Source organism: Aquibium microcysteis (assembly GCF_014495845.1).
Taxonomy (GTDB): domain Bacteria; phylum Pseudomonadota; class Alphaproteobacteria; order Rhizobiales; family Rhizobiaceae; genus Aquibium; species Aquibium microcysteis.
The window spans coordinates 3449168-3471307 of record NZ_CP061080.1 but is presented as its reverse complement, the minus strand read 5'-3'; the positions used below and the strand labels follow the sequence as shown (position 1 = coordinate 3471307).

At 67.7% G+C, this 22140-nt stretch carries 23 protein-coding genes and 1 pseudogene; 16 read left to right on the top strand and 8 right to left on the bottom strand.

Translation table 11 applies throughout. The features are described 5' to 3' along the window. Positions 1–50: 50 nt before the first annotated feature. Positions 51–1106: an N-acetylmuramidase domain-containing protein gene (locus IAI54_RS16170; protein WP_235679071.1), complete on the bottom strand. Its 1056-nt coding sequence runs from the start codon at positions 1104–1106 to the stop codon at positions 51–53. On the opposite strand from IAI54_RS16170, the gene trhO reads away from it, so the two are divergent. The 3 genes from trhO to IAI54_RS16155 are packed head-to-tail and all read left to right on the top strand — an operon-like array spanning position 1099 to position 3122. After that, positions 1099–2076, top strand: a complete 978-nt coding sequence (gene trhO / locus IAI54_RS16165) for an oxygen-dependent tRNA uridine(34) hydroxylase TrhO (protein ID WP_420838307.1) — start codon at positions 1099–1101, stop codon at positions 2074–2076. The two genes, IAI54_RS16170 and trhO, sit on opposite strands and share 8 nt — an antisense overlap. A 43-nt stretch (positions 2077–2119) precedes the next feature. Next, positions 2120–2323, top strand: coding sequence for a hypothetical protein (locus IAI54_RS16160; protein ID WP_187968177.1), 204 nt, complete (start codon positions 2120–2122; stop codon positions 2321–2323). Between the two features lie 52 nt (positions 2324–2375). Beyond that, on the top strand, positions 2376–3122 hold the full coding sequence (locus IAI54_RS16155) for a tellurite resistance TerB family protein (protein WP_187968176.1): 747 nt from the start codon (positions 2376–2378) through the stop codon (positions 3120–3122). A 35-nt stretch (positions 3123–3157) separates the two neighbouring features. Here the strand turns inward: IAI54_RS16155 and IAI54_RS16150 are convergent, their stop codons facing one another. After that, positions 3158–3790, bottom strand: coding sequence for a TetR/AcrR family transcriptional regulator (locus IAI54_RS16150; protein ID WP_210321137.1), 633 nt, complete (start codon positions 3788–3790; stop codon positions 3158–3160). Between the two features lie 169 nt (positions 3791–3959). On the opposite strand from IAI54_RS16150, the gene IAI54_RS16145 reads away from it, so the two are divergent. The 4 genes from IAI54_RS16145 (at position 3960) to IAI54_RS16130 (ending at position 8143) form a co-directional block, all read left to right on the top strand. After that, on the top strand, positions 3960–4391 hold the full coding sequence (locus IAI54_RS16145; RefSeq protein WP_187968175.1) for an ABA4-like family protein: 432 nt from the start codon (positions 3960–3962) through the stop codon (positions 4389–4391). 26 nt (positions 4392–4417) lie between these two features. Further along, on the top strand, positions 4418–5254 hold the full coding sequence (locus IAI54_RS16140; RefSeq protein WP_187968174.1) for a hypothetical protein: 837 nt from the start codon (positions 4418–4420) through the stop codon (positions 5252–5254). 192 nt (positions 5255–5446) lie between these two features. Further along, on the top strand, positions 5447–6202 hold the full coding sequence (locus tag IAI54_RS16135; RefSeq protein ID WP_187968173.1) for an SDR family oxidoreductase: 756 nt from the start codon (positions 5447–5449) through the stop codon (positions 6200–6202). Between the two features lie 162 nt (positions 6203–6364). Then, on the top strand, positions 6365–8143 hold the full coding sequence (locus IAI54_RS16130; protein ID WP_187968172.1) for an SLC13 family permease: 1779 nt from the start codon (positions 6365–6367) through the stop codon (positions 8141–8143). Here the strand turns inward: IAI54_RS16130 and IAI54_RS16125 are convergent. The 3 genes from IAI54_RS16125 to IAI54_RS16115 are packed head-to-tail and all read right to left on the bottom strand — an operon-like array spanning position 8131 to position 10025. Then, positions 8131–9318, bottom strand: a complete 1188-nt coding sequence (locus tag IAI54_RS16125; RefSeq protein WP_187968171.1) for a pyridoxal phosphate-dependent aminotransferase — start codon at positions 9316–9318, stop codon at positions 8131–8133. The two genes, IAI54_RS16130 and IAI54_RS16125, sit on opposite strands and share 13 nt — an antisense overlap. Positions 9319–9321: 3 nt before the next feature. Next, complete coding sequence (locus tag IAI54_RS16120; RefSeq protein WP_187968170.1) at positions 9322–9756, bottom strand: type II toxin-antitoxin system VapC family toxin; 435 nt, start codon at positions 9754–9756, stop codon at positions 9322–9324. Next, entirely contained in the window at positions 9726–10025 is a 300-nt protein-coding gene (locus tag IAI54_RS16115; RefSeq protein ID WP_187968169.1) for a type II toxin-antitoxin system VapB family antitoxin, read from the bottom strand. Before IAI54_RS16115 ends, IAI54_RS16120 begins: the two co-directional genes overlap by 31 nt. A gap of 92 nt (positions 10026–10117) precedes the next feature. Here IAI54_RS16115 and IAI54_RS16110 point away from each other — a divergent pair, with 92 nt between their 5' ends. From IAI54_RS16110 to denD, 6 genes are all read left to right on the top strand, one after another. Next, positions 10118–10789: a GNAT family N-acetyltransferase gene (locus tag IAI54_RS16110; RefSeq protein WP_187968168.1), complete on the top strand. Its 672-nt coding sequence runs from the start codon at positions 10118–10120 to the stop codon at positions 10787–10789. A 28-nt stretch (positions 10790–10817) separates the two neighbouring features. Then, positions 10818–11543, top strand: coding sequence for a GNAT family N-acetyltransferase (locus tag IAI54_RS16105; RefSeq protein ID WP_187968167.1), 726 nt, complete (start codon positions 10818–10820; stop codon positions 11541–11543). A 129-nt stretch (positions 11544–11672) separates the two neighbouring features. After that, positions 11673–12653 carry a cation diffusion facilitator family transporter gene (locus IAI54_RS16100; RefSeq protein WP_187968166.1) on the top strand — a complete coding sequence of 327 codons (981 nt, stop codon included), beginning with the start codon at positions 11673–11675 and terminating at the stop codon, positions 12651–12653. A gap of 91 nt (positions 12654–12744) precedes the next feature. Beyond that, positions 12745–13503, top strand: a complete 759-nt coding sequence (locus IAI54_RS16095) for an SDR family oxidoreductase (protein WP_187968165.1) — start codon at positions 12745–12747, stop codon at positions 13501–13503. After that, positions 13503–13703: a hypothetical protein gene (locus tag IAI54_RS16090; RefSeq protein ID WP_187968164.1), complete on the top strand. Its 201-nt coding sequence runs from the start codon at positions 13503–13505 to the stop codon at positions 13701–13703. Before IAI54_RS16095 ends, IAI54_RS16090 begins: the two co-directional genes overlap by 1 nt. Positions 13704–13705: 2 nt before the next feature. Further along, positions 13706–14674: a D-erythronate dehydrogenase gene (gene denD, locus IAI54_RS16085; protein ID WP_187968163.1), complete on the top strand. Its 969-nt coding sequence runs from the start codon at positions 13706–13708 to the stop codon at positions 14672–14674. Between the two features lie 117 nt (positions 14675–14791). Here the strand turns inward: denD and IAI54_RS16080 are convergent, their stop codons facing one another. From IAI54_RS16080 to IAI54_RS16070, 3 genes are all read right to left on the bottom strand, one after another. Continuing rightward, positions 14792–15862: a nickel/cobalt transporter gene (locus tag IAI54_RS16080; RefSeq protein WP_187968162.1), complete on the bottom strand. Its 1071-nt coding sequence runs from the start codon at positions 15860–15862 to the stop codon at positions 14792–14794. A gap of 1 nt (position 15863) precedes the next feature. Further along, a complete protein-coding gene (locus IAI54_RS16075; protein ID WP_187968161.1) occupies positions 15864–16529 on the bottom strand; it encodes a DUF1007 family protein in 666 nt (221 codons plus the stop codon). An 88-nt stretch (positions 16530–16617) separates the two neighbouring features. Next, entirely contained in the window at positions 16618–17517 is a 900-nt protein-coding gene (locus IAI54_RS16070; RefSeq protein ID WP_187968160.1) for a LysR family transcriptional regulator, read from the bottom strand. A gap of 168 nt (positions 17518–17685) precedes the next feature. Between IAI54_RS16070 and IAI54_RS16065 the strand changes: the two genes are divergently transcribed. From IAI54_RS16065 to IAI54_RS16060, 3 genes and pseudogenes are all read left to right on the top strand, one after another. Continuing rightward, positions 17686–18828 (top strand): ATP-binding protein, encoded by a 1143-nt coding sequence (locus IAI54_RS16065; protein WP_187968159.1) that lies wholly within the window; start codon positions 17686–17688, stop codon positions 18826–18828. 56 nt (positions 18829–18884) lie between these two features. Continuing rightward, a pseudogene (locus IAI54_RS29315) lies at positions 18885–19247 on the top strand (ATP-binding protein); the annotation flags it as partial. Between the two features lie 252 nt (positions 19248–19499). Further along, a complete protein-coding gene (locus tag IAI54_RS16060; RefSeq protein WP_235679069.1) occupies positions 19500–22073 on the top strand; it encodes a tetratricopeptide repeat protein in 2574 nt (857 codons plus the stop codon). The last annotated feature ends 67 nt before the right edge of the window (positions 22074–22140 follow it).

Genomic DNA, 22140 nt, shown 5'->3' with positions numbered 1-22140 from the left:
AGCGCATCGCGCGGCGGCGGCGAAAGGAACCGCTGCGGAAAAGGCCGCACTCAGTCCCGCCGGAGCCAGTCGTCGATCGCCGTGACGATCCGGCGCCAGAGAGATGCCTCCCGTAAGTCAGCCTCCGCGGCGGCGATGGCCGCCAGCGTCGCCGGACCCGCGATCCCGTCCGGCGCGAGGCCGGACCGTCGCTGGAAGGATTTCACCGCCGCCTCCGTCGCCGCGCCGAAGCGGCCGTCGCATCCGACAGGATGGCCGAGTGCGTCCAGACGCCGCTGCAGGTCCCGCACGGCCTGGCCTTCGTCGCCGCGCCTGTGGGTGTCGGGCGATCTGCCGTCTCCTGCCGGGACGCTCCCCGCCGCGTTGCCCGCGTGGCGCTCGTGGGCGGCTGCAAGGCGGGTGTGGTAGGCGTTGCGGCGGTAGGCGGGGCCGTTGTAGCCGCGGGCGAAGGCGACCCAGTCTCGACGGCGCAGGGCATCGTCCAGCCCCGCCTTGTCGATGAAGCGACGCATCTGCCGGGCCTGCCCCTCGATGCCGTCGCGTGCTTCGGCAACCATCGCGTCGACGCTGGCATAACCGAGCCATGCCCAGTGAGCGCCCATCACCTGGCCCAGCCCCCACGACACCGATTCCCATGCCGCCTGGCGGTCGATTGCGGCCGCACGCTCGACGAGCGCCCAGCGCGCCGCCTGGCTGCGAGGATTGGCGACGACCCCGGCGCGGGGCGAGGAAAGGCCCAGGGCGCGGGCCCGTTCCCGCGCCGCACCGGAGAGCCTGCGGTCGAAGTAGTGGCCCTCGAAGCGGATCACCGGCTCGGGCCGGCCCGCGATCACGGCATAGGCGTGGCCTCCGCTTTCGACCTCGGCGACTGCCAGGAGGGCGGCCGCCTCGAGCCCGGCCTCGGCGGCGACTTTCTCGATGGCGGCGATGACGACCCGGTCGAACATGTTCAGTCCACTCCCTGTTTTGACGCAGGCATTGTCGGGCGGCGGACGAAGGCGTGGACAGATTTCGCGTAAGTGGTTGGAGGCGCTCGATCGCCGTCCGGTCGAACCTTCGATCGCGAGACTTGCCTCGACCGCACCGAGGAGATAGGCGATCGCCATGTCCGCTGCTTCGACACCGACCGGATACCGGATCGCCGCGCTCTACCGCTTCCAGCGTCTCGACGAGCCCGGTGCGTTTCGCGACCGGCTCCTCGCCTTCTGCGCGTCGCGTGGCATCCGCGGGACGCTGCTTCTGGCACGCGAAGGCATCAACGGCACCGTGGCCGGGGAATGGAGGGCCATCGACGAACTGGTGTCCTACGTCGGAGAGCAACTCGGAATCCGCGGACTGGAGATCAAGTACAGCCTGTCCGAAACGATGCCCTTCCATCGTCTCAAGGTCCGGCTCAAGCGCGAGATCGTGACCATGGGCGTCGAGGACGTCGACCCGCTCACCGGCGTCGGTTCCTATGTCGAGCCGCGCGACTGGAACCGGCTGATCGACGACCCTGACACGATCGTCATCGACACCCGCAACGATTACGAGACAGCGATCGGCAGCTTCGAAGGGGCGGTGGATCCGGAAACGAAGAGCTTCCGGGCGTTCCCCGACTGGGTGGAGCGCAACGCCCACCTGCTTGAGGGCCGCCGGGTGGCGATGTTCTGCACGGGTGGCATCCGCTGCGAGAAGGCAACGGCCTATCTCAAATCGCGGGGCTTCGACGACGTGCACCATCTCAAGGGGGGCATCCTGCGCTATCTCGAGGAGGTTCCGCCGGAAGACAGCCGGTGGACGGGCGAGTGCTTCGTCTTCGACGAGCGCGTCTCGGTGGGACATGGACTGGTCGAGGGCGAGGCCGAACTCTGCCGGGCCTGCCGCCGACCGCTAACCGCCGCGGATCGCGCCTCGCCTTTGTTTTCCGTCGGCGTCTCCTGCCCGCACTGCCACGACAGGCGCAGCGAAGAAGACCGCGCCCGCTATGCCGAGCGGCAGCGGCAGGTGGCGCTGGCCGAGCGGCGCGGCGAGGGGCCGCATCTCGGGCAAAGGCCGCTTGACGCGGATCAAGCGGCACGGTCGCAACGTCGCTAGGATCGCGTCGCGCTCCCGCTCCGGGAACCTGCGAAAGGCGCCCATGTCCAGAATCAACCGCGTGTGGCACGAAGGCCACCCCATGCCGAAGAACCCGACCGAACTGCAGCGGCTCGCCTGGCATTCGGAACACGCGCGCCACTGCGGCTGCCGCGGCATCGCCGACGGCGTTGCAAGGCTGTTCGAGAAGCACGGGGTCCCTGTTCCGCCGCGGTTCGGCGAACCATCCGGCTCCGTCGACCGTTGAACCCGCCCGGGCCGCCGCCTATCTGAGGCCGAGCAACACGCGCGGAGGCTCCATGTTCGATCCCAAGAAGCTGCTCGACGACCTGCTCGGCTCCCAGGTGCCGGGGATGGGCGGCACCGTTCGCGACAAGGCGGGTCAGGCGACGCAGCTCGCCAAGGACAATCCGCTCGCTGCCGGTGCGCTGGCCGCGATCCTGCTCGGAACCGGAACGGGGCGGGCCATCGGCGGGTCGGCCCTGAAGCTCGGAGGCCTCGCCGCCGTCGCCGGACTGGCCTACAAGGCCTATCAGAACTATCAGGCCGGCCAGCCGCCCACCGGTTCCGTACCCACCCAGCCGGAACTGCTGCCGCCGCCGGCCTCGACCGGCTTCGATCCGGCGGAGGCGCCGCAGGGCGAGGCGGAGTTCACCCTCGTCCTGGTGCGGGCGATGATTGCCGCCGCCCGGGCGGACGGCCACGTCGACGACGCCGAGCGGGCGCGCATCGCCGACCGGCTCAGGCTTTCCGGCATGGATGAAGAAGCCGAGGCCTATCTCATCGACGAGCTGCGGAAGCCCGTCGACCTCGATGCGATCGTCGGTGCGGCCGTCACCGAGGCCCAGCGGGTCGAAGTCTACACTGCCTCGCGACTGGCGATCGAACCCGAGACGCGGGCCGAGCGCGGCTATCTCGACATGCTGGCCGGACGGCTGAAGTTGCCGGATGCGCTGGTCGATCACATCGAAGCGACCGTGTCGGAGGTGAAGGTGCCGATCGCCACCGGCGCTCAGGCCGCACCGGCTCCGAAATCGCCCTGGTGACGGCCTGACGCGAGCGGCTCCGCGCCTTCGCAGGCTCAGCGGTCGTCTGGCCGCTCCGGGAAGGCGCGGCCGATGATCTCGGACAAGGCAGCGTCGCGCGCCGCCACCGGCATCGCCAGCAGCGGCTTCATGCGGCCCGACAGCATCAGGTCCGCGAGGCCGTGCGTCAGCCCCCAGGTCGCCATCACCTCCAGCATTCCGGCAGCGTCGCGATAGGGGTCGCGGCCCCGGATCGTCTCGACGCCCTTCACCAGATAGTCGAAGGCAGCATCGGCGTTGCGGGCAAGATCGACGCTGGCGAAATCGGCACGCCCGGAAGCGAACATCAGTCGGAAGAGCGCGGGATTGGCGAGCGCGAAGTCGATGTAGCCGAGGCCCGAGGCGACGAGCTGGGAGCGGGGGTCCTGCGGAGCGCCGGCCTGCCGCGCCTTCTGGCAGGACAGGAAGCGTTCGAAGCCGAGCGCCGCAAGCGCGGTGAGAAGACCGTTGGCATCCCGGAAGTGGTGTGCCGGCGCCGCGTGCGACACGCCGGCCCGCTTGGCGCAGCCGCGGAGCGTGAAACCCTCGATGCCCTTGTCGGCCAGTTCCTTCTCGGCTGCTTCGAGAAGGGCATGGCGCAGGTCGCCATGATGATAGGGCGGCCGTCCGGTCTTTCGCTTCTCTTCCAATGGCTTGTCCCCCACGGCGATGCCCTGCCGCGCGTGGCTGTGTAGATCAGGTGTCGTATCAGCCACGCGCGACAGGTTCAATCTTTACGGCGTCAAAATTAATCTTGACAATATAAAGATATCTGGTCATCCTCCATCTTGCCAACGTCAAGACCCGATGGAGCCGCCGATGGACGCAGACCTGATCTTCGGTGCTGCCGGCATGCTGGCCATGGCCGGATGGCTCGCGCTCCTGGCGAGCCCGCTGGTACCGCGCCTCGCCGACGCCATTGCCGTCCAAGCCATCCCGCTGACGCTCTCGGTCGCCTATGCCGGGCTGATCCTCGCCTTCTGGACGTCGGGAGAGGGCGGGTTCGACAGCCTCGACAACGTGGCAAGACTGTTCGAGACGCGTGAGCTGCTCTTGGCCGGCTGGCTGCACTATCTCGCCTTCGACCTCTTCGTCGGCGCCTGGATCGTGCGGACCGCGCGGTCGGAGGCCGTGCCGTTCTGGATGGTCCTGCCCTGCCTGCCGGCCACGTTCCTGTTCGGACCCGCCGGCTACCTCGCCTTCGCCATGATCCGCTACGCACGCGCCGGCGCGACGCCCGCCGCGGCCTGACACCGAGCTTTCCCGGAGATACATCCATGGCCTTGCCGATTGCCAGCCGTGCCGCTCCCCTGGGCCTCGACCTTGTCGGCGAACTGCATCGCCGCGAACCCCGCTTCGCGGCGATGGGCATGGTCATGCTGATGCTGGCGCTGCCCACCGCCTTCGCGGCGCTGGTCGACACGCGCATGGTCGCCGGCGTCGGCGTCTGGATCAAGCCGCTGAAGTTCCAGGCCTCGCTCGCGGTCTATCTCCTGACGCTCGCCTGGTTCGCGGCCTACCTGCCCGCGGGCGTCCGCGACACCCGGTGGTATCGCTGGTATGCGTCTGCCGTCGTCGCGCTCGTGGGGGCGGAAATGCTGTGGCTGATGGGCGCGTCGGTCTTCGGCGTCGCCTCGCATTTCAACCGCGACGGAGGCTTCCTGGAGGCGATCTATCCCGTGATGGGGCTGTTCGCGATCGGGCTCTCCTCGGCGACCCTCGTCTACGGGGTGCTGATCGGCCGCGACGTTCGCTCTCCGCTTTCGCCCGCCTTCCGCGCCTCGCTGATGCTCGGGCTGGTGCTCACCTTCGTGCTGACGGTGCTGGTGGCCGGCTTCCTCGCAGGCGGGCAGGGACATTTCGTGGGCGAGGCGAGGACCGCGGCGCGCACGGTGCCGGTGCTCGGCTGGGCACGCGACGGCGGCGACCTGCGCGTGGCGCACTTCTTCGCCACCCACGCCATGCACGTCATCCCGGTCTTCGGCCTGGCGGCGGCGCTGCTCCTTCCGGGACGGCAAGGCGTGCTCGCGGTCCGGCTCTTCGCGGTCGCCTTCGTCGCCTTCACCGGCTTCGTCCTCGTCCAGGCGGCGAGGGGCCTGCCGCTGATCGGCTGACGGGCCTGCCCGCGCGCCTTAAGCTTTCGTTAACCAATGGAGCGCATGCTTTCCTTCGTCGGATCAACTGTTCTCCTCCCAAGCTGATCCAGAACTGGGCGGTCGCGAATGGCCGCCCCTTCTTTGTGGCCTCCCGGCTTGCGCTTCGGACGACGCTCTGCAAAGTGCTGCCCGTTGCAGAGGAGGCACATCATGGACAACGGCAAGGTCGCCATCGTCACGGGCGCGGGAAGCGGAATCGGCAAGGCCGCCGCCACCGCACTGGTCAGGAACGGCTGGAACACGGTCTTCACCGGCCGCCGCATGGACCGTCTGGAGGCTGCCATCGCCGGTATCGGCACGGCCGGAGGCAAGGCCAGGGCCATCGCCTGCGACGTCTCCGACCCGGTTCAGGTGGACGCCCTGTTCGACGGGGCCGCCGCGGAGTTCGGGCGCATCGACCTGCTCTTCAACAATGCCGGCATGGGCTTCAAGTCGACGCTGATCGACGAGATCCCTGTCGAGGTCTGGACGGACATGGTCGCCGCCAACCTCACCGGCTCGTTCCTGTGCGCCCGTGCGGCCTTCCGGCACATGCGTTCGCAGTCCCCGCAGGGCGGCCGCATCATCAACAACGGCTCGATCTCGGCGCACGCGCCCCGGCCCGGCTCGGTTCCCTACACGACGACCAAGCACGCCATCACCGGGCTGACGAAGACGCTCGCCCTCGACGGACGGCCCTTCGGCATCGCCTGCGGTCAGATCGACATCGGCAACGCGCTGACGGAGATGGCCGCACCGATGACGAAGGGTGTCCCGCAGGCCAATGGCGAGATGGCGGTCGAGGCGGTCATGGACGTACGCCACGTGGCCGAGGCGGTCGTCCACATGGCGGGCCTGCCGCTGGACGCCAACATCCTGTTCATGACGGTGATGGCGACGAACATGCCGTTCGTCGGGCGCGGTTGAGAATAAGCGGCCCGGCGCGCGACGGGTCGTGGTAGTCTATGCTTCGACAGGACGCGCCGGCTGGGCTCTTATCGGGCGAGCCTCCAGAGGCGGGAGAGGGCGGCCTCGAACGCGAGAGGACGGGCTTCGACCGAGGCCCGGGCGACGCCGGAGTTGGACCCCATGAGTTTCCTGATCGCGGGATATGAAGGCTATGCGGCGCTGGTCCTCCTCGGACTGCTGCTCGGCGCGTTCATCGTCGAGAAGTATCCGCCGGAAGTCACCGCCGCGGCAGGTGCCGCCGTGTTCCTGCTGCTCGGCCTGACCACGCCCGACCAGGCGATGGCGGCCTTCTCCAACCCGGCTCCGATCACGATCGCGGCGATGTTCGTCCTGTCGGGCGCGCTGGTGCGGACCGGGGTGCTCGAAAGCCTCGCCGGGACGCTGATCGACAAGGCGTCGCGCCGTCCCGCCATCGCCGTGGCCGTGCTGCTCCTCGGCACCGTGGTGGCCTCCGCCTTCATGAACAACACGCCGGTCGTGCTCATCCTGATCCCGATCGGCTTTCGCCTGGCACGCGCGGTCGGCATCGCCTCGACCCGGCTGCTGATCCCGATCTCCTACGCCGCCATCCTCGGCGGCACCTGCACGCTGATCGGAACCTCGACCAACATCCTCGTCGACGGCGTGGCACGCGCAAGCGGTCTGGCGCCCTTCTCGATCTTCGAAATCACGCCCGTCGGGGTCGTGGCGGCGCTGACGGGCACGCTGGTCATGGTCGTCCTCGGCCGCTATCTGCTGCCCGACCGCCGCGACGAGAGCAGCGCCGTCTCGAATTCGGAGACCGAGTTCCTTTCCGAAGTGACGGTGCGTGCCGAGGGCCGCTATACCCAGAGCAAGATCGGCCAGCTGTCGGACTTCAAGCGCTCCGGCCTGCGCATCCTCGGGTTGCGGAGCGGCAACGAGATCGTCCGCGACAATCTCCAGGAGCGGGTGATGAAGAAGGGCGATTCGCTCATCATCGTCGCCAGCACCTCGGAACTGCTGACGCTCAACGAGAAGACCGGGTTGCGCGTCGGCATGCGGCGCGGTCAGGAACGCAGCGGCGAGACGGTGGTGGTGGAGGCGGTCGTGGCGCCGCATCGCTCCACCGCGGGCGAGCGCATCATGGATCTGACGCTCGGCCGCCGCTACGGCGTGCGCGTGCTCGGCGCCCACCGCCACCGCCATATTCCCGGCTCGGATCTCGAGAGCGTCAAGCTTCGACCTGCCGACAAGCTGCTGCTCGAAGGGCCGCCGGACAATTTCGACGCGCTGACGGAGGACGCCGACCTGATCTCGGTCTCGCGTCCCAGCGGCCGGCCCTATCGCCGCGGCAAGGCTCCGCTGGCACTCGTGGCGCTGATGGCCGTGGTCGTCCTCTCGGCGCTCGGCGTCATGGACATCGGCATTCTGGCCATGCTCGCGGTCGCAGGCATTCTCGTGCTGCGCTGCATCGACAGCGACGAAGCCTGGGGCTCGATCGACGGATCCATCCTCGTCCTGATCTTCTCGATGCTGATCATCGGCGCCGGGCTCGAACGCTCGGGCGGCGTCACCCTCATCGTCAACGCGCTGGCACCTGCGCTGGGAGATCTGCCGCCATTCGCGACCCTCGTCGCCATCTACGTCCTGTGCTCTGTCCTCACCGAACTCGTGACCAACAACGCAGTCGCGGTGCTGGTCGCGCCGATCGCCATCGGCCTCGCCACACATCTCGGTGCCGACCCGAGGCCGTTCCTGATCGCCGTCATGATGGGCGCGAGCGCGAGTTTCGCGACGCCGATCGGATACCAGACCAACACGCTGGTCTACGGCGCCGGCAACTACCGGTTCTCGGACTTCCTGAAGATCGGCGTCCCGATGAACCTCATCGTCGGCGTCGCCGTCTGCAGCGCCCTCTATCTCTTCTACGACTTCTGAGCCGGGGCCTGGCGGAGGAAGGCGTCCATGCGCTCGATGGCGCGCAGGATGTTCTCCTCCGAATTGGCATAGGACAGACGAAGATACCCTTCGCCGAGAGTCCCGAAGTCCGGGCCGCCGATCAGCGCCACGCCCTTCTCGTCGAGGAGGGCGTTGGCCAGCGCCTTGGCCTTCCATCCCGTCTCCCTGACGTTCGGAAAGGCGTAGAAGGCGCCCTTGGGCGTGATGCAGGAAACGCCCGGCAGGCTGTTCAGTCCTTCGACGACGATGCCTCGACGTCGGTCGAACGCCCGCATCATCTTCTCCACCTCGTCCTGAGGTCCATCGATGGCGGCGATGCCGCCGAACTGCGCCGGCGCGTTCACACAAGACCAGCAGTTGACCGCGAGCTTGCGGATCTTGTCGTAGAGACCGTCGGGCCAGATCGACCAGCCCATGCGCCAGCCGGTCATGGCCCAGGTCTTGGACCAGCCGTTGAGCACGATCAGCCTGTCACGGATCTTTGGATAGGAGAGCAGCGAGTGGTGCGTTTCGCCGTCATAGGTCATCACGTCGTAGATCTCGTCCGACAGGATCGCCACGTCCGGATGGGCGGCCAGCCCCGCCACCAGCCGGTCGATCTCGGCCTTCGGCGTGACGCCGCCGGTCGGGTTGGCCGGCGAGTTCAGGATCAGCAGCCGCGTCTTCGGCGTGATCAGCGCCAGCACCTCGTCGGCCGAGAAGGCGAAGCCGTTCTCCTCGCGGATCGGCACCGGAACCGGCGTCGCGCCGGTGAACTCGATCATCGAGCGATAGATCGGGAAGCCCGGGTCGGGATAGAGGATCTCCGCGCCCGGTTCGCCGAACATGGTGATCGCGCCATACATGGTCGGCTTGCCGCCGGGTAGGATCATGACGTTCTCGGGCGAGACCTCCACGCCCGTCGTCGCCAGCGTGCGGCGCACCACCGCCTCGCGCGTGGCCAGGAGCCCGGTGGCGGGCGTATAGCCGTGATGGCCGTCGCGCAGCGCCTTGATGGCCGCTTCCACGATGTGGTCCGGCGTGCGGAAATCCGGCTGGCCGATGCCGAGATTGATGACGTCCCTGCCCTTGGCTGCGAGGGCGGTGGCGCGCGCGAGCACGGCGAAGGCGTTCTCCTCGCCGATGCGGTCGAACGCGGATATGGTATGTAGCATGGTCTATCCTGTGATGCTTTGGGGTAGTGCCGGGATCACGTCGGTCCGGCCGAAATCGTCACCGACGAAAAGGAGAGGCAGGTCGCGATACCGGGCCACGGCATAGACGAGGCAGTCGCCAAAGTTTAGCTGCGCCGGATGACCGGAACCCTTTCCGTACTTCAGTGCGGCATGCGTCGCCAGTTCCCCGTGTTCGGGGCCCACGCCCACCACATGAACGCTTTTGCGATCGAGGAACCGTTCCAACCATGCCATGCGGGATTCGCCGAGACGGCGAAGGGCTACGAATTCGACCACGCAGCACACCGGGACCTGGGCCGAAACGGAAGCAAAGACAGCTCGCTGGAGCGTTTGGTAGCCATTTTCGCGAAGGAACATCCTGGCGAGCACCGATGTGTCTACAACGATCATGGTCGTCGAACTGACCGTGACATCCATCCATCATCTGGAGCGTCGTCGAAAATCTCATCCATCTCCCGCTCGATTTCCGCCCAGGATGGCTTCGGATCGGGCGGCGGAAACTTCCTCGCGATCGCCTCGAACTCCGCGATGCGCCGTTGCACTTCGGCTTCGGGTACGCCGGGCAGGTTTTTTCCCTCTTCCTTCTCGGCCAACCGGCGAATGACGGCGCTCGGGCCTTCGCCCGTGCGGCTGCCGATTCTGCGGATCAGGTCTTCCGTCGCCTTGTTGCGGATGGTGATGGCCATGACCCGATCGCCGGTTGAGCTTTCGCAAACGGAGTGGATGAAAGCATGCCGGAAGCATATGCTGCCACCCGCCTGCTTTCAAGGAGCCGCATGTGTCCGACCTCTCCACCTGGACGCCCCGCCCACGTCCCCAGCGCACGACGCTCGAAGGCCGGCTGGTGCGGCTGGAGCCGCTCGATGCCGCCCGGCATGGCGACGGCCTGTACGCGGCGTCGACGGCTCCGGGCGCGGAGGAGCGGTTCCGCTGGCTGTTCGAATATCCGCCCGCCGACCGCGCCGCCTTCCAGCCCTGGCTGGAGAAGTCGGCGGCGAGCGAGGACCCCCTGTTCTACGCCGTCGTGGACAGGACGACGGGCAGCGTGCTCGGTCGGCAGACGCTGATGCGCATCGATCCGGCCTTCGGCGTGATCGAGATCGGCAACATCTGCTGGGGTCCGGACATGGCGCGGCGGCCGGCCGCCACCGAGGCCTTCTTCCTCTTCGCCCGCCATGTCTTCGACGATCTCGGTTACCGTCGCTACGAGTGGAAGTGCAACGACCGCAACGAACCGTCCAAGCGGGCGGCCGTGCGCTTCGGCTTCACCTTCGAGGGCGTCTTCCGCCAGCACCTGATCGTCAAGGGCGAGAACCGGGACACGGCCTGGTTCTCGATCGTCGACGGCGAGTGGCCGGCTCTGCGCGAGGCCTTCGAACGCTGGCTCGATCCGGTGAACTTCGATAGTGAAGGACGGCAGGTTCGGCGCTTGGAACATTGTCGCCGGTAACGCCCTGCCTCATCCGGGAGGTGTTCTCGTGAGCGTCGAGGTCAGGAACTGGCGGGGCGCCCGCGACATCCCGCTCACGCCCATCGAAGGGCGGTACGCCCGCATCGTCCCGCTCGACCTGCGCCGCCACGGCGGCGACCTCTGGGAGGCTTTCGGCGGGACGGCCGAAACGGTTTCGAAGCACCTGAGACACACGGGACTGCCGCACTTCGACGGCCGGGACGCCTTCTTCCGGGCATTTGCCACGGCGAGCCGCGCGACGCTGCTCCACCGGCTCGCCCGGCCGTTCCGCCGTCGGCGGCCGCGACGGCTCTATTTCGCGCTCATCGACAAGGCGAGCGGACGTGCGACGGGCGTCCGCTGCCTCAGCGCGATCGACTACGTGCACGGATCGGTCGAACTCGCACTCTCGGCGGTCGGCGGGTCGATGCGGCGTGCAACGGGGTCCACCGAGGTGGCCTATCTCATGGGATCCATGGTCTTCGACACCTGCGGTTTCCGGCGCTACGAATGCCATATCGCGCTCGACAACGAAGCGGCGCTGCAACACATCGCGCGAATCGGCTGGCACCGCGACGGCGTCATCCGCCAGCGCTACGTCCATGACGGACGCAGTGCGGACGTCGCGGTCTTCACCCTGCTGGCGCAGGAATGGCCGCCGATCCGCGACGCCTACCGGGCCTGGCTCGACCCGTCGAACTTCGACGCGGCCGGCCGGCAGATCCGCCGGCTGGAGGATTTCCGCAACCCGTGATGCGCCTCCGTCGTTGCATGCGACACTGCGGGGCTTGCCTTTTCGGCTGCCCGGGCAGACCAATGGGCGACGGCAGGCGAATACCGCCAACCCATCGATCGTCGAACCGACAGCCGGAAGGACACGGGATTGGGACACGCTCACGCACATCCTCATGGCAGCCACGACCATCATGGTCACGCCCATGGCGCTGACGCCGGCAGCAAGCGGCGCATCCTGATCGCCGCGCTGCTGACCGGAGGCTTCATGCTGGCGGAAGCCGTCGGCGGCGTGCTGACGGGGTCGCTGGCGCTGATCGCCGATGCCGGCCACATGCTGACCGATTCGGTCGCGCTGTTCTTTGCCTGGTATGCCTTCCATCTCGCCGGACGGCAGGCGACGGCGCGGCTGAGCTTCGGCTATGACAGACTGAAGACGCTCGTGGCCTACACCAACGGGCTCGCCATCTTCGTCATCGGCGCGTGGATCGTCTGGGAGGCCTGGCAGCGCTTCGAGCAGCCGAGCCCGGTTCTCGGCGCGCCGATGCTGGTCATCGCGCTGATCGGTCTGGCGGTCAACGTGGGGGCCTTCCTGGTGTTGCACGGCGGCGACCGCGACGATCTCAACATGCGCGGCGCGCTGCTGCACGTCATCGGCGACCTGCTCGGATCGGTGGCGGCGCTGGTCGCCGCGGGCGTGATCCTCGCCACGGGCTGGTACCCGATCGACCCGATCCTGTCGGTGCTGGTGGCGTTGCTGCTGTTCCGCAGCGCCTGGGCTCTGGTGCGCGACGCAGGCCACGTGCTGCTGGAAGGAACGCCCGGCGGCATCGACCGCGATGGCGTCGCCCGCGACCTCGTCGCCTCGGTGGCGGAGGTGCGCGACGTCCATCACATGCACGTCTGGTCGCTCGACGGCGCGCGAACCGTGGCGACGCTTCACGCCAGACTCGATCCGGGTGCCGACGCACACGCCGCCATCGGCGCGATCAAGCGCCGTCTCGCCGGTACGCACGGCATCCGCCACGCCACCGTCGAGCCGGAATACGACTGCTGCGCCGACAGCCATCACGATGGCCACGGACATGAACACCCCCACGGCGACCCATCAGCGCCTCGCCATCTGCACTGAGAGTGGCTTTGCGTTCGAGGCCCAAAAGCCTTAGCTAGTCGAGAGGCAAGGATGCGCCCGAGTACGGCGCGAGCGTCGGACGGGAGGACACATGGCGGGACGACTGAAGGGCAGGATCGCGGTGGTGACGGCCGCCGGGCAGGGCATCGGGCGGGCGATCGCGGAAGCCTTCGTGGCCGAGGGGGCGACCGTGCACGCCTCCGACATCGCGCGCGACAAGCTGGACGGGCTTTCGAAGGCGAAGAAGGCGAAGCTCGACGTGCTGTCGTCGAAGGCGGTCGCCGCCTATGCGCAGAAGGTCGGGCCGGTCGATATCCTCGTCAACGTCGCGGGCTTCGTGCACCACGGCACCGTGCTCGACTGCGACGACGAGGCCTTCGATTTCTCCTTCGATCTCAACGTGAAATCGATGCACCGGATGATCCGCGCCTTCCTGCCCGGAATGCTGGCGCGGGCCAGGGAGACCGGCGCGTCGGCCTCGATCGTCAACATGTCCTCGGGCGCCTCCTCCATCAAGGGCGCCCCGAACCGCTATGTCTACGGCGCCACCAAGGCCGCCGTGATCGGCCTGACGAAGGCCGTCGCCATCGATTACGTGCGGCAGGGCGTGCGCTGCAATGCCATCTGCCCGGGTACCGTGCGCTCGCCCTCCTGGGAGGCGCGCGTCGAGGAACTCGGCAAGTCGGTGGGCGGCACCGACAAGGCGATGGAGATGTTCGTCTCGCGCCAGCCCATGGGCCGCGTCGGCGAGGCGTCCGAGATCGCCGCGCTCGCCGTCTACCTCGCCTCGAACGAAGCCGCCTTCACGACGGGCGTGGCGATCCCCGTCGACGGCGGATGGACGCTGTGATGGACGAGAAGACGCGCAACGCGGCGATCGCGGCCTTCCTCATCCTGGGCGGGTTCGGGCTCGTCGCCTTCTTCATGCCGACGATCATGCTGGCACTCGGCGAGATTTCGCCGATCCTGGCGGCCGTGGTCGCCGCCCTCTTCGTGCTCGCCTTCTTCGGCGTGTTCTGGCTGCGCGGACGCGCGAAACGAGGAGACTGACCATGCGCATCCTGATCACGGGCGCCGCCGGGATGATCGGCCGCAAACTTGTCGACCGGATCGTCCGCGACGGCGGCCTCGGCGGCCGGCGCGTCGGCGAACTGCATCTGCACGACATCGTGCCGCCGCATGCGCCCGACATTCCGGGCGCCACGGTCTCGGCGATGACCGGCGATCTCGCCGACGAGAACGCGGCCGACTGGCTGATCGCCCCGCGTCCCGACGTGATCTTCCACCTTGCCGGTGTCGTCTCGGGCGAGGCGGAGGCGGATTTCGAGAAGGGCTATCGCGTCAATCTCGACGGTACGCGGGCGCTGTTCGAGGCGATCCGGCAGGCGGGCGAGGGCTATCGTCCGCGTGTCGTCTTCACCTCGTCGATCGCCGTCTTCGGCGCGCCGTTCCCCGACGTCATCCCCGACGATTTCCACCCGACGCCGCTCACCTCCTACGGCACGCAGAAGCTGGTCGGCGAAGCGCTGCTCGCCGACTATTCGCGCCGCGGCTTCCTCGACGGCGTCGGCATCCGCCTGCCGACGATCTGCGTGCGGCCAGGCAAGCCCAACAAGGCGGCGTCGAGCTTCTTCTCCGGCATCATCCGCGAGCCGCTGGCAGGTCTCGAGGCCGTGCTGCCGGTGCCGCGCAGCGTGCTGCACACCCATGCGAGCCCGCGTTCGGCGGTGGGCTTCCTCGTGCATGCCGCCGGTCTCGACGGCGCCGCCATCGGCCCGCGCCGCAACCTCACCATGCCGGGCGTCGCGGTCACCGTCGGCGAGCAGATCGAGGCGCTGGAGCGGGTCGCCGGCAACAACGTCGTCAGGCTGATCCGCGAGGAGCCGGACGAGACGGTCTGGTCGATCGTGAAGAACTGGCCGACGCGTTTCTCGGCCGAGCGCGCGCGGGCGCTGGGCTTCGTGGCCGAGGATAGTTTCGACCAGATCATCCGGGCGCATATCGAAGACGAGATGGCGTAGAATTTCGCGGGACACGCGGGAAATGCGGGGACAGTTTACTTAATTCGGTCGAATGTCGCGACTGTACATGAACGGCACTCGGTCCGAATCAAGTACACCGTCCCCGCAATTCTTCACTCACGCCTGCAGGCTGGCCGTCAGCAGCACCAGCCCGAGCAGGAACACCAGCGCCGCGCCGCCGATCTCTATGCCGGCGTGGATGACGTTGCCGGTGCGGCCGTCGCCGGCCATGCGGACGGCGACAGTCTTGGCCATGACGGCCAGGGTCGCCAGCGCCGAGACGGTGATCGCCGTGCCGATCGCCATGGCGAAGACCGAGACGATGCCTCCGAGCCACAGGCCGTTCAGGAACGAGAAGGTGAGCACGATCAGCGCGCCGCTGCACGGCCGCAGGCCGACGGCGGCCACCGCCGACCAGGCGGTGCGCCAGTCGAAGCGGTCGCCCGCGATCATCGCCGGGTCCGGCGCATGGGCGTGGCCGCAGGTGGCGCAAACCTCGCCCGCGGCATGGTCATGGTGATGATGGTCGTGGGCGGCGTGATCGTGATGGTCGTGGCCATGATGGTGATGAGCATGCGCGTGGGCGGGTGCGACGGCCGCCGCCGACAGGCTGTGCGCCGGTGCGCGGCCCGTCCACCGGGCGACCCGCGGCGCGAGCTTCTGCCACAGGAGCCACGCGCCGAAGGCGGTGACCAGCGCATAGCTCGCGGTCTCGAGGAACCAGGTCGCGTCGGTCATCGACAGCGCCGTGCCGCGCAGGACGAGGAAGGCTGCCCCCACGACGACGATCGCGGTCGCGCCCTGCAGCATCGAAGACACGAAGGACAGCATCACGCCGCGCCGCAGCGCCACCTCGTTGGCCAGCATGTAGGAGGATATGACCGCCTTGCCGTGGCCGGGACCGGCGGCATGGAACACGCCATAGGCGAAGGACAGGCCGACCAGCAGCCAGAGCTTCGAGCCATCCTCGCGCATCGCCTTCAACGCGCCGGTGAGCGCCCGGTAGAAGCCCTGCTGCTGGACGTTCACCCAGTTGAGCAGGCCCGCCAGGATGCCGGTCTGCGGCAGCACCGCCTCGTTGGTGCCGATGCCGAGCGAACTCTGGGCATGGGCGTGGCCCAGGAAATGGGTCAGCACGTAGGTGACGGCGAGGACTGCGAAGACGGCCCGCACGACGGTCTTGTTCATGTCAGCCCGCCGCTCCGCAGGTGATCTGGAGACGCGTCGCGAACAGGGCGCCGATGTCCTCGACCGTCGGGTCGTTGAAATAGTCCTCGGTCAGCTTGGCCTGGTTCTGGACCAGTGCCTCGTCCGGATCCGGCCGCACGACCGCGCTCGCGCATCCCTGCGGCAGACGGTCGATCGACATCTGCTCGTCCTCGATGAAGTCGATGGCCGTGTAGAACGTCGGATCGTAGACGCCGAAATCGAGCTTGCCGGCCAGCTTCAGTTCGCTCTCGGGCTCCGATTCGAACAGGATGATCAGCTGGTCATCCTGGTAGTCGACCATCAGCCCCGGCGGCGGCTTCATCGCCACCGGCTTGTCGTCGACGCGGACCATCTGGAAATAGCCGTACTCGCCGATCGATTCGTAGACGACCCGGGACACCTCCTTCAGTTCGTCGGCATCCAGCTTCAGATCGCTGTTGGCATCGAATTCGAGCAGCACGGTGGAGGAGAAGAGGTCGTCGAAACGCCAGAGGTGGCGCAGCGACTTGACGTCGCCCTGGGGCGTCACCGTCACGTCGAGGCGGGCCTCTGCGAAGACGTGGGGATGGGAAAGGGCCGGCACCGGGACGGCGATCGCCGCCGCGCAGGCCATCGAACGGAGGATCGATCTCGGGAGGTGATGCATCGGACGGCTGACCGGCCCCTGCCTGACATGGTGATTTGCCCGAAGGTCTCTATCACAAAGCGGGCGGAATTGGGACTGCGGCGTCTCCTCACAAGGCCCCCTTCTCCTTGAACCACTGCACCAGGAAATCGACGAAGACGCGCACCTTGGCGGGCAGATAGCGGCGGTGCGGGTAGACGGCGAAGATGCCGCCGCCCGAATACATCCGGTCGTCCATCAGCGCGACGAGGTTGCCGGCCTCGATCTCGGGCGCGGCGATGAAGTCGGGCAGGATGGAGAAGCCGAGGCCCGAGACCGCGGCGGCGCGGGCGGCGAGCGGACTGTTGACCTCGATCGGCCCCGACACCGCCACGCTCAGCATTTCGCCGCCGTCGCCCTTGAAGGGCCAGTTGGACAGCCAGCGGCCGTTGGTGTCGATGATGCAGGGACGCGAGGCCAGCTGCTGCGGGGTCTGCGGCATGCCGACGCGCGCGATCAGCGCGGGCGAAGCGCAGAGCCGGACGCTGAAGGGCGACAGCCGTCGGGCGATCAGCGAGGAGTTCTCCAGCCGCGAGATGCGGATGGCGAGGTCGAAGCCTTCCTCGACCAGGTCGACGAAACGGTCGTCGAGATTGATGTCGAGCACGATGTCGGGGTGCTCGAGCGCGAAGTCGATCAGGCTCTGGCCGATCGGCGCATCGGCGAAGGTGCGCGGCGCCGACAGCTTGATGCGGCCGCGCACGTCCCCGGAGGATTCGCGCACGGTATCGGCCAGGCTGTCGATCTCGCGGATGATCTCCACGGCGCGCTTGTAATAGGTGTGGCCCGCCTCCGTCATCGAGAACTGGCGCGTGGTACGGTTGAGCAGCAGCGCGCCGAGCTCGTCCTCCAGCTCGCGAACATATTTCGACAAGAGCGCCTTCGACCGCCCGATCTTCCGCGCCGCCGCCGAAAACCCCTCCGCCTCGACCACGTCGATGAAGGCGCGCATGCGGGTAAGGGTGTCCATGCCGGTCATACCATCGTTCGACGTTGAAAGACGATGACGGGAGGATTGTTCAGTCTGCGACGCAGGTCAAGGGGCCATGTTGAGCGACACTATACGCGTTCGCATTTATGCGGATTGACAGTTATGCAGGTATGTCTAAATTCGTGCTTGTCAGATGGAGGCCGCGCCATGAGCCTGCCGCTTCACCACCGCCCGACGGAACGCCAGGGCATAAAGGCACGGCTCGGCGCGGGTACGAGCCTTCTCATGATCGCCCCGCGTCGCATCGGGAAGACCTGGCTGCTCGGGAAGATCGCGGAGGACATGACCGCCGCGGGCTGGCGATGCATCCGCATCGACGTCGGGGGACGCGATTCCGAGGAGGCGTTCCTGCGCGACCTGTGTTCGCGGATCGAGGAACAGCAGGATCTGAAGAAGCGGCTGTGGACGCACCTCTCCCAGCGATTCAGGCAGGTCTCAGCGGATGGCGTGGGCGAAAGCCTGCTCGGCGCGATCGGCCGCATCGATCACCATGCCTTCCTCGAGTCCCTCGTCCAGGCGCTCGACCGCGAGGACACGAAGACGCTGATCCTGATCGACGAGTTCGCGCTCCTCGTCCTCGAACTGGCGCGCAAGGACCAGGGTGCCGCACGCAACCTGCTCTATCATCTGCGCAAGCTGCAGCAGTCCTATCCGAACGTCGCGTGGTACCTGACTGGATCGATCGGCCTCGACGTCGTCACCCGCCGCTTCGACATGAGCGGCGCCCTTCTCGGGATCGACGTCGTCCCGCTCGACGTCTTTTCCCGCGACGAGGCGATTTCCTACCTCGAAGAGTTGCGGGAAAAGCGGATCGTGCGCGACTTCGAGATGACGCGGGAGGCTGCGGATGCGCTGTTCACCGGTCTCGGCTGGCTGTCGCCGTTCTATCTCCGGCACCTGGCGATGATGATCACGCCAACCGGCCCGGACGTCGCCGGCAGGCCGTCCGCCTCGGCGGACGACGTGGAGAGGGCGTTCGAAGCGTTGCTCCTGCCCCGGCACAGAGGGTATTTCGCGGGCTGGGAGGAGCATATCGACAAGAATTTCGACGCCGTCGATTCGGCCGATCTGCACGCCATCCTCGACACGCTCTGCGACCATCCGGACGGCGAGAAGCAGGCCACGATCGCCGCCGCGCTCGCCAGGGACGGGCGCAACAGGACCGACGGGAAGCTGCGCGAGCATCTGCGCGATCTGGAGAGCGACGGCTATCTCGTCCGGACGGGTGAGCGCTGGGCCTTCCGGTCGGGCCTGCTGCGTCGCTTCTGGCTGGAGTACAAGAAGCCTTGAATTCACTGCCCGGAATCGCTCTCTACAATCAGGATCGTCTCGACGACGAGACGTTCGTGGACAATTTCGTCGCGCGGCGGCCCTTGCTGGAGACGATCCTCAACCAGCTGCGCGCGCAGCTCGGCGGCGGGCCGAGCGAACATCTCGTGCTGATCGGCGCGCGCGGCATGGGTAAGACCTCGCTCCTGCGCCGCATCGCCATCGGCGTCGGCACGGATGCCGCACTGTCCGGAACCTTCGTGCCGCTGCGCTTTCGCGAGGAGCAATACAACGTCATCTCCCCGGACGCCCTGTGGCGCAATTGCGGCGATGCGCTGGCGGAATGGCTGGAGGCCACCGGCAGCGACGCGCAGGCCGACCGGCTCGACCGCGAGATGGAGCGACCGGCCTGGCGCGATCCCGAGGAATCGGCCGGGGCGTTCCTCGCGGCCTGCGCGGAAATCGGCCTGCGGCCGCTTCTCCTGCTCGACAATCTCGACCTCATCCTCGACGCGCTGAAGGGACCCGAGGCCTGGCGGCTGCGCGAGGTCCTGCAGCGGCCGGGCGGCCCGGTGGTCGTCGGCGCCGCGACGCAGCATCTCCAGCAGGCGAGCGACCGGGGCGCGCCCTTCTACGAGTTCTTCCATCCGCACGTGCTCGAACCCCTGTCGGAGACGGAGCTGCTCGCCTGCATGCACGCGCTTGCCGACCGGCGCGGCGCGGCGGGCCAGCCGGTGCGGGCGATCCTCGCCCGCCAGCCCGAGCGGATCCGCACCCTCTATGCCCTGACCGGCGGCAACCCGCGCGTCCTGGCGCTGATCTACCAGGTGCTGGAGCGCAGCGAGACCGACACGATCTTCGCCGATCTGGAAGCGCTGCTCGATCAGGTCACGCCGTTCTACAAGGCGCGCGTGGAGGAATATGCCTCGGCCCAGCAGCGGGCCGTCATCGACGCGATCGCGCTCAACTGGGATCCGATCGGCTCGGGCGCGCTGGCCGAAGCGACGGGCATCGAGGTCACCACCATCTCCTCGCATCTCAGCCGCCTGAAGCGGAGCGGCTTCGTCGAGGAGGTCGCATCCTCCGGCGCGCGGTCGGGCTACCAGCTCGCCGAACGCTTCCTCAACATCTGGTATCTGATGCGCCACGGCACCCGCCGCACGCGCCACCGGCTGCGCTGGCTGACGCTGTTTCTGGCAAGGCTCTACAGTTCCGAGGAACTCGGCCGCATGGCGCTCGAAGCGGACGGCGACGGCCCGACGCGCCGCTGGCACCCGCATTTCCGCGCCGCGTTCGACGAGGCGCGGCGGGAGGTTGCGCTCTCGGGGATTGGGCGCGCGCCCGGAGATTTCGACATCGCAGCGCCGTCGGGGCAGGGAGGGATCGATGCGGAGATCGTCGCGCAGTTCGATATGGCTGCCGAACACATCGAGGCCGGACGGTTCGAGCAGGCTGTCACGGTCTATGGAGACATTGCAGTGCGCCTCGGTGCCTCGCCGGAGCCGCAACTGCGAGAACTGGTCGGGAAGGCGCTGGTGAACAAGGCATACTGCCTCATCGCGATTGGGCGAAGCGAGGAGGCGGTCGCGGTCTGTGACGAGGTCGTCTCGCGCTTCGCGGCGTCGCCGGAGCCCGGCTTGCGCAAACAGGTCGCGATGGCGCTGGTGAACAAAGGGAACGCGCTCGACCGAGCCGAAGAGGCGATCACGACCTATGGCGACGTCGTCTCGCGGTTCGCGGCATATCCGGATTTGCGCGAGGAGGTCGCGCGGGCGCTGGTGTACAAGGGCGTCAGGCTTTGGACGCTTGGGCGAAGCGAGGAGGCGATTGAAGTCTATGGCGACGTCGTCGCCCGCTTCGCGGCATCGCCTGGGTCCGCATTGCGTGAGCAGGTCGCGATAGCGTTGGTGAACAAGGGCATCACGCTCGGCGAACTCGGTCGGAGCGAAGAGGCGATTGCAGCCTATAGCGAGGTCGTCGCGCGCTTCGCGGAGTCGCGGGAATCGGCGCTTCTCGAACAGGTCGCGATGGCGCTGGTGAACAAGGGAGTTATGCTCGGCGCGCTCGATCAAACCCAAGAGACAATTGCAGTCTATGACGAGGTCGTCGCGCGCTTCGCCGAGTCGCAGGAACCAGCGCTTCTCAATCAGGTCGCGATGGCGCTGGTGAACAAGGGAGTTAGGTTCGGCGCGCTTGGGCGGAGCGAGGAGGCGATTGCGGTCTATGGCGACGTCGTTGCCCGCTTCGCAGCTTTGCCGGAGCAGACCCTACGCGAACCGGTTGCGCGGGCACTAGTGAACATGGGAGTTAGGCTCGGCGCACTTGGACGGAGTGAGGAGGCGATCACGGCTTTTGACGATGTGGTCGCGCGCTTCGAAGCATCGCCAGAGCCGGCACTGCGCGAAGCAGTCGCGCGGGCGCTGGTGAACAAGGGGATCACGCTCGGCGCGCTTGGGCGCAGCGCAGATGAAGTCGCGGCTTATGACGAGGTCGTGGCGCGCTTCGAAGCGTCTCCAGAGCTGGCGTTGCGCGGGCTAGTCGCGCGGGCGATGGTGAACAAGGGGTGCGCGCTTGGCGAACTCGGGCGCAGCGCGGAGGAAGTCGCGGTCTACGACGACGTCGTGGCACGCTTCGCGGAATCGCCGGAGCCGGCGCTACGCGAAGCAGTAGCGCGAGCACTGGTGAACAAGGGTAACCTTCATTTCGACGAAACCGGAGACATCCCGGAGGCCGAGGCGGCCTTTCGGCTGGCGTTGGCGCTCGATGGCGGATCGGTGCCCGCCAGCGCGAATCTCGCCTGGCTGCTGCTCGCGAAAGGCGAGGCGGAGGCTGCCCGGGCGGTCGTTGCCGGGCTGGATGGGATGCCCGAAACTGGCCAACAGCTGCTGTCGGCGGGGATCGAGCTGGTGTCCGGCAATCTCGGCAATGCCTTCGCCGGCCTCGGCAAGGTTCTCGACGAAGGGCTCGACGACGGCGGATGGAGCTTCTTCGACGACCTGATGCGCTTCCTGCGCATCGCCGCGGCGCGGGGGCATGGGGAGGCGGCGATCGCCTGGTTCGAGGCGAGCGGCCATGCCGACCGCTCCGCGCCGGTTCATGCGGCGCTGGTGGCCGTCGTGCGCGGCGAGGCTTTCCTGAACGATGTCAACCCCGAGATGCGGCCGGCGGCGCGGCAGCTGTTCGAGCGGCTGTCGCGGCCCGGCCGGGCGACGCCGCCGCCGCCCGCGCCGAAGGCGCGGCGCCGGTCGTCGCGCAAGGGACGCTGACCCGTAGCGCGGTCGGGTATCCCTCACTCCCCGTCGATGAAGGCGCGCATGCGGGTGAGGGTGTCCA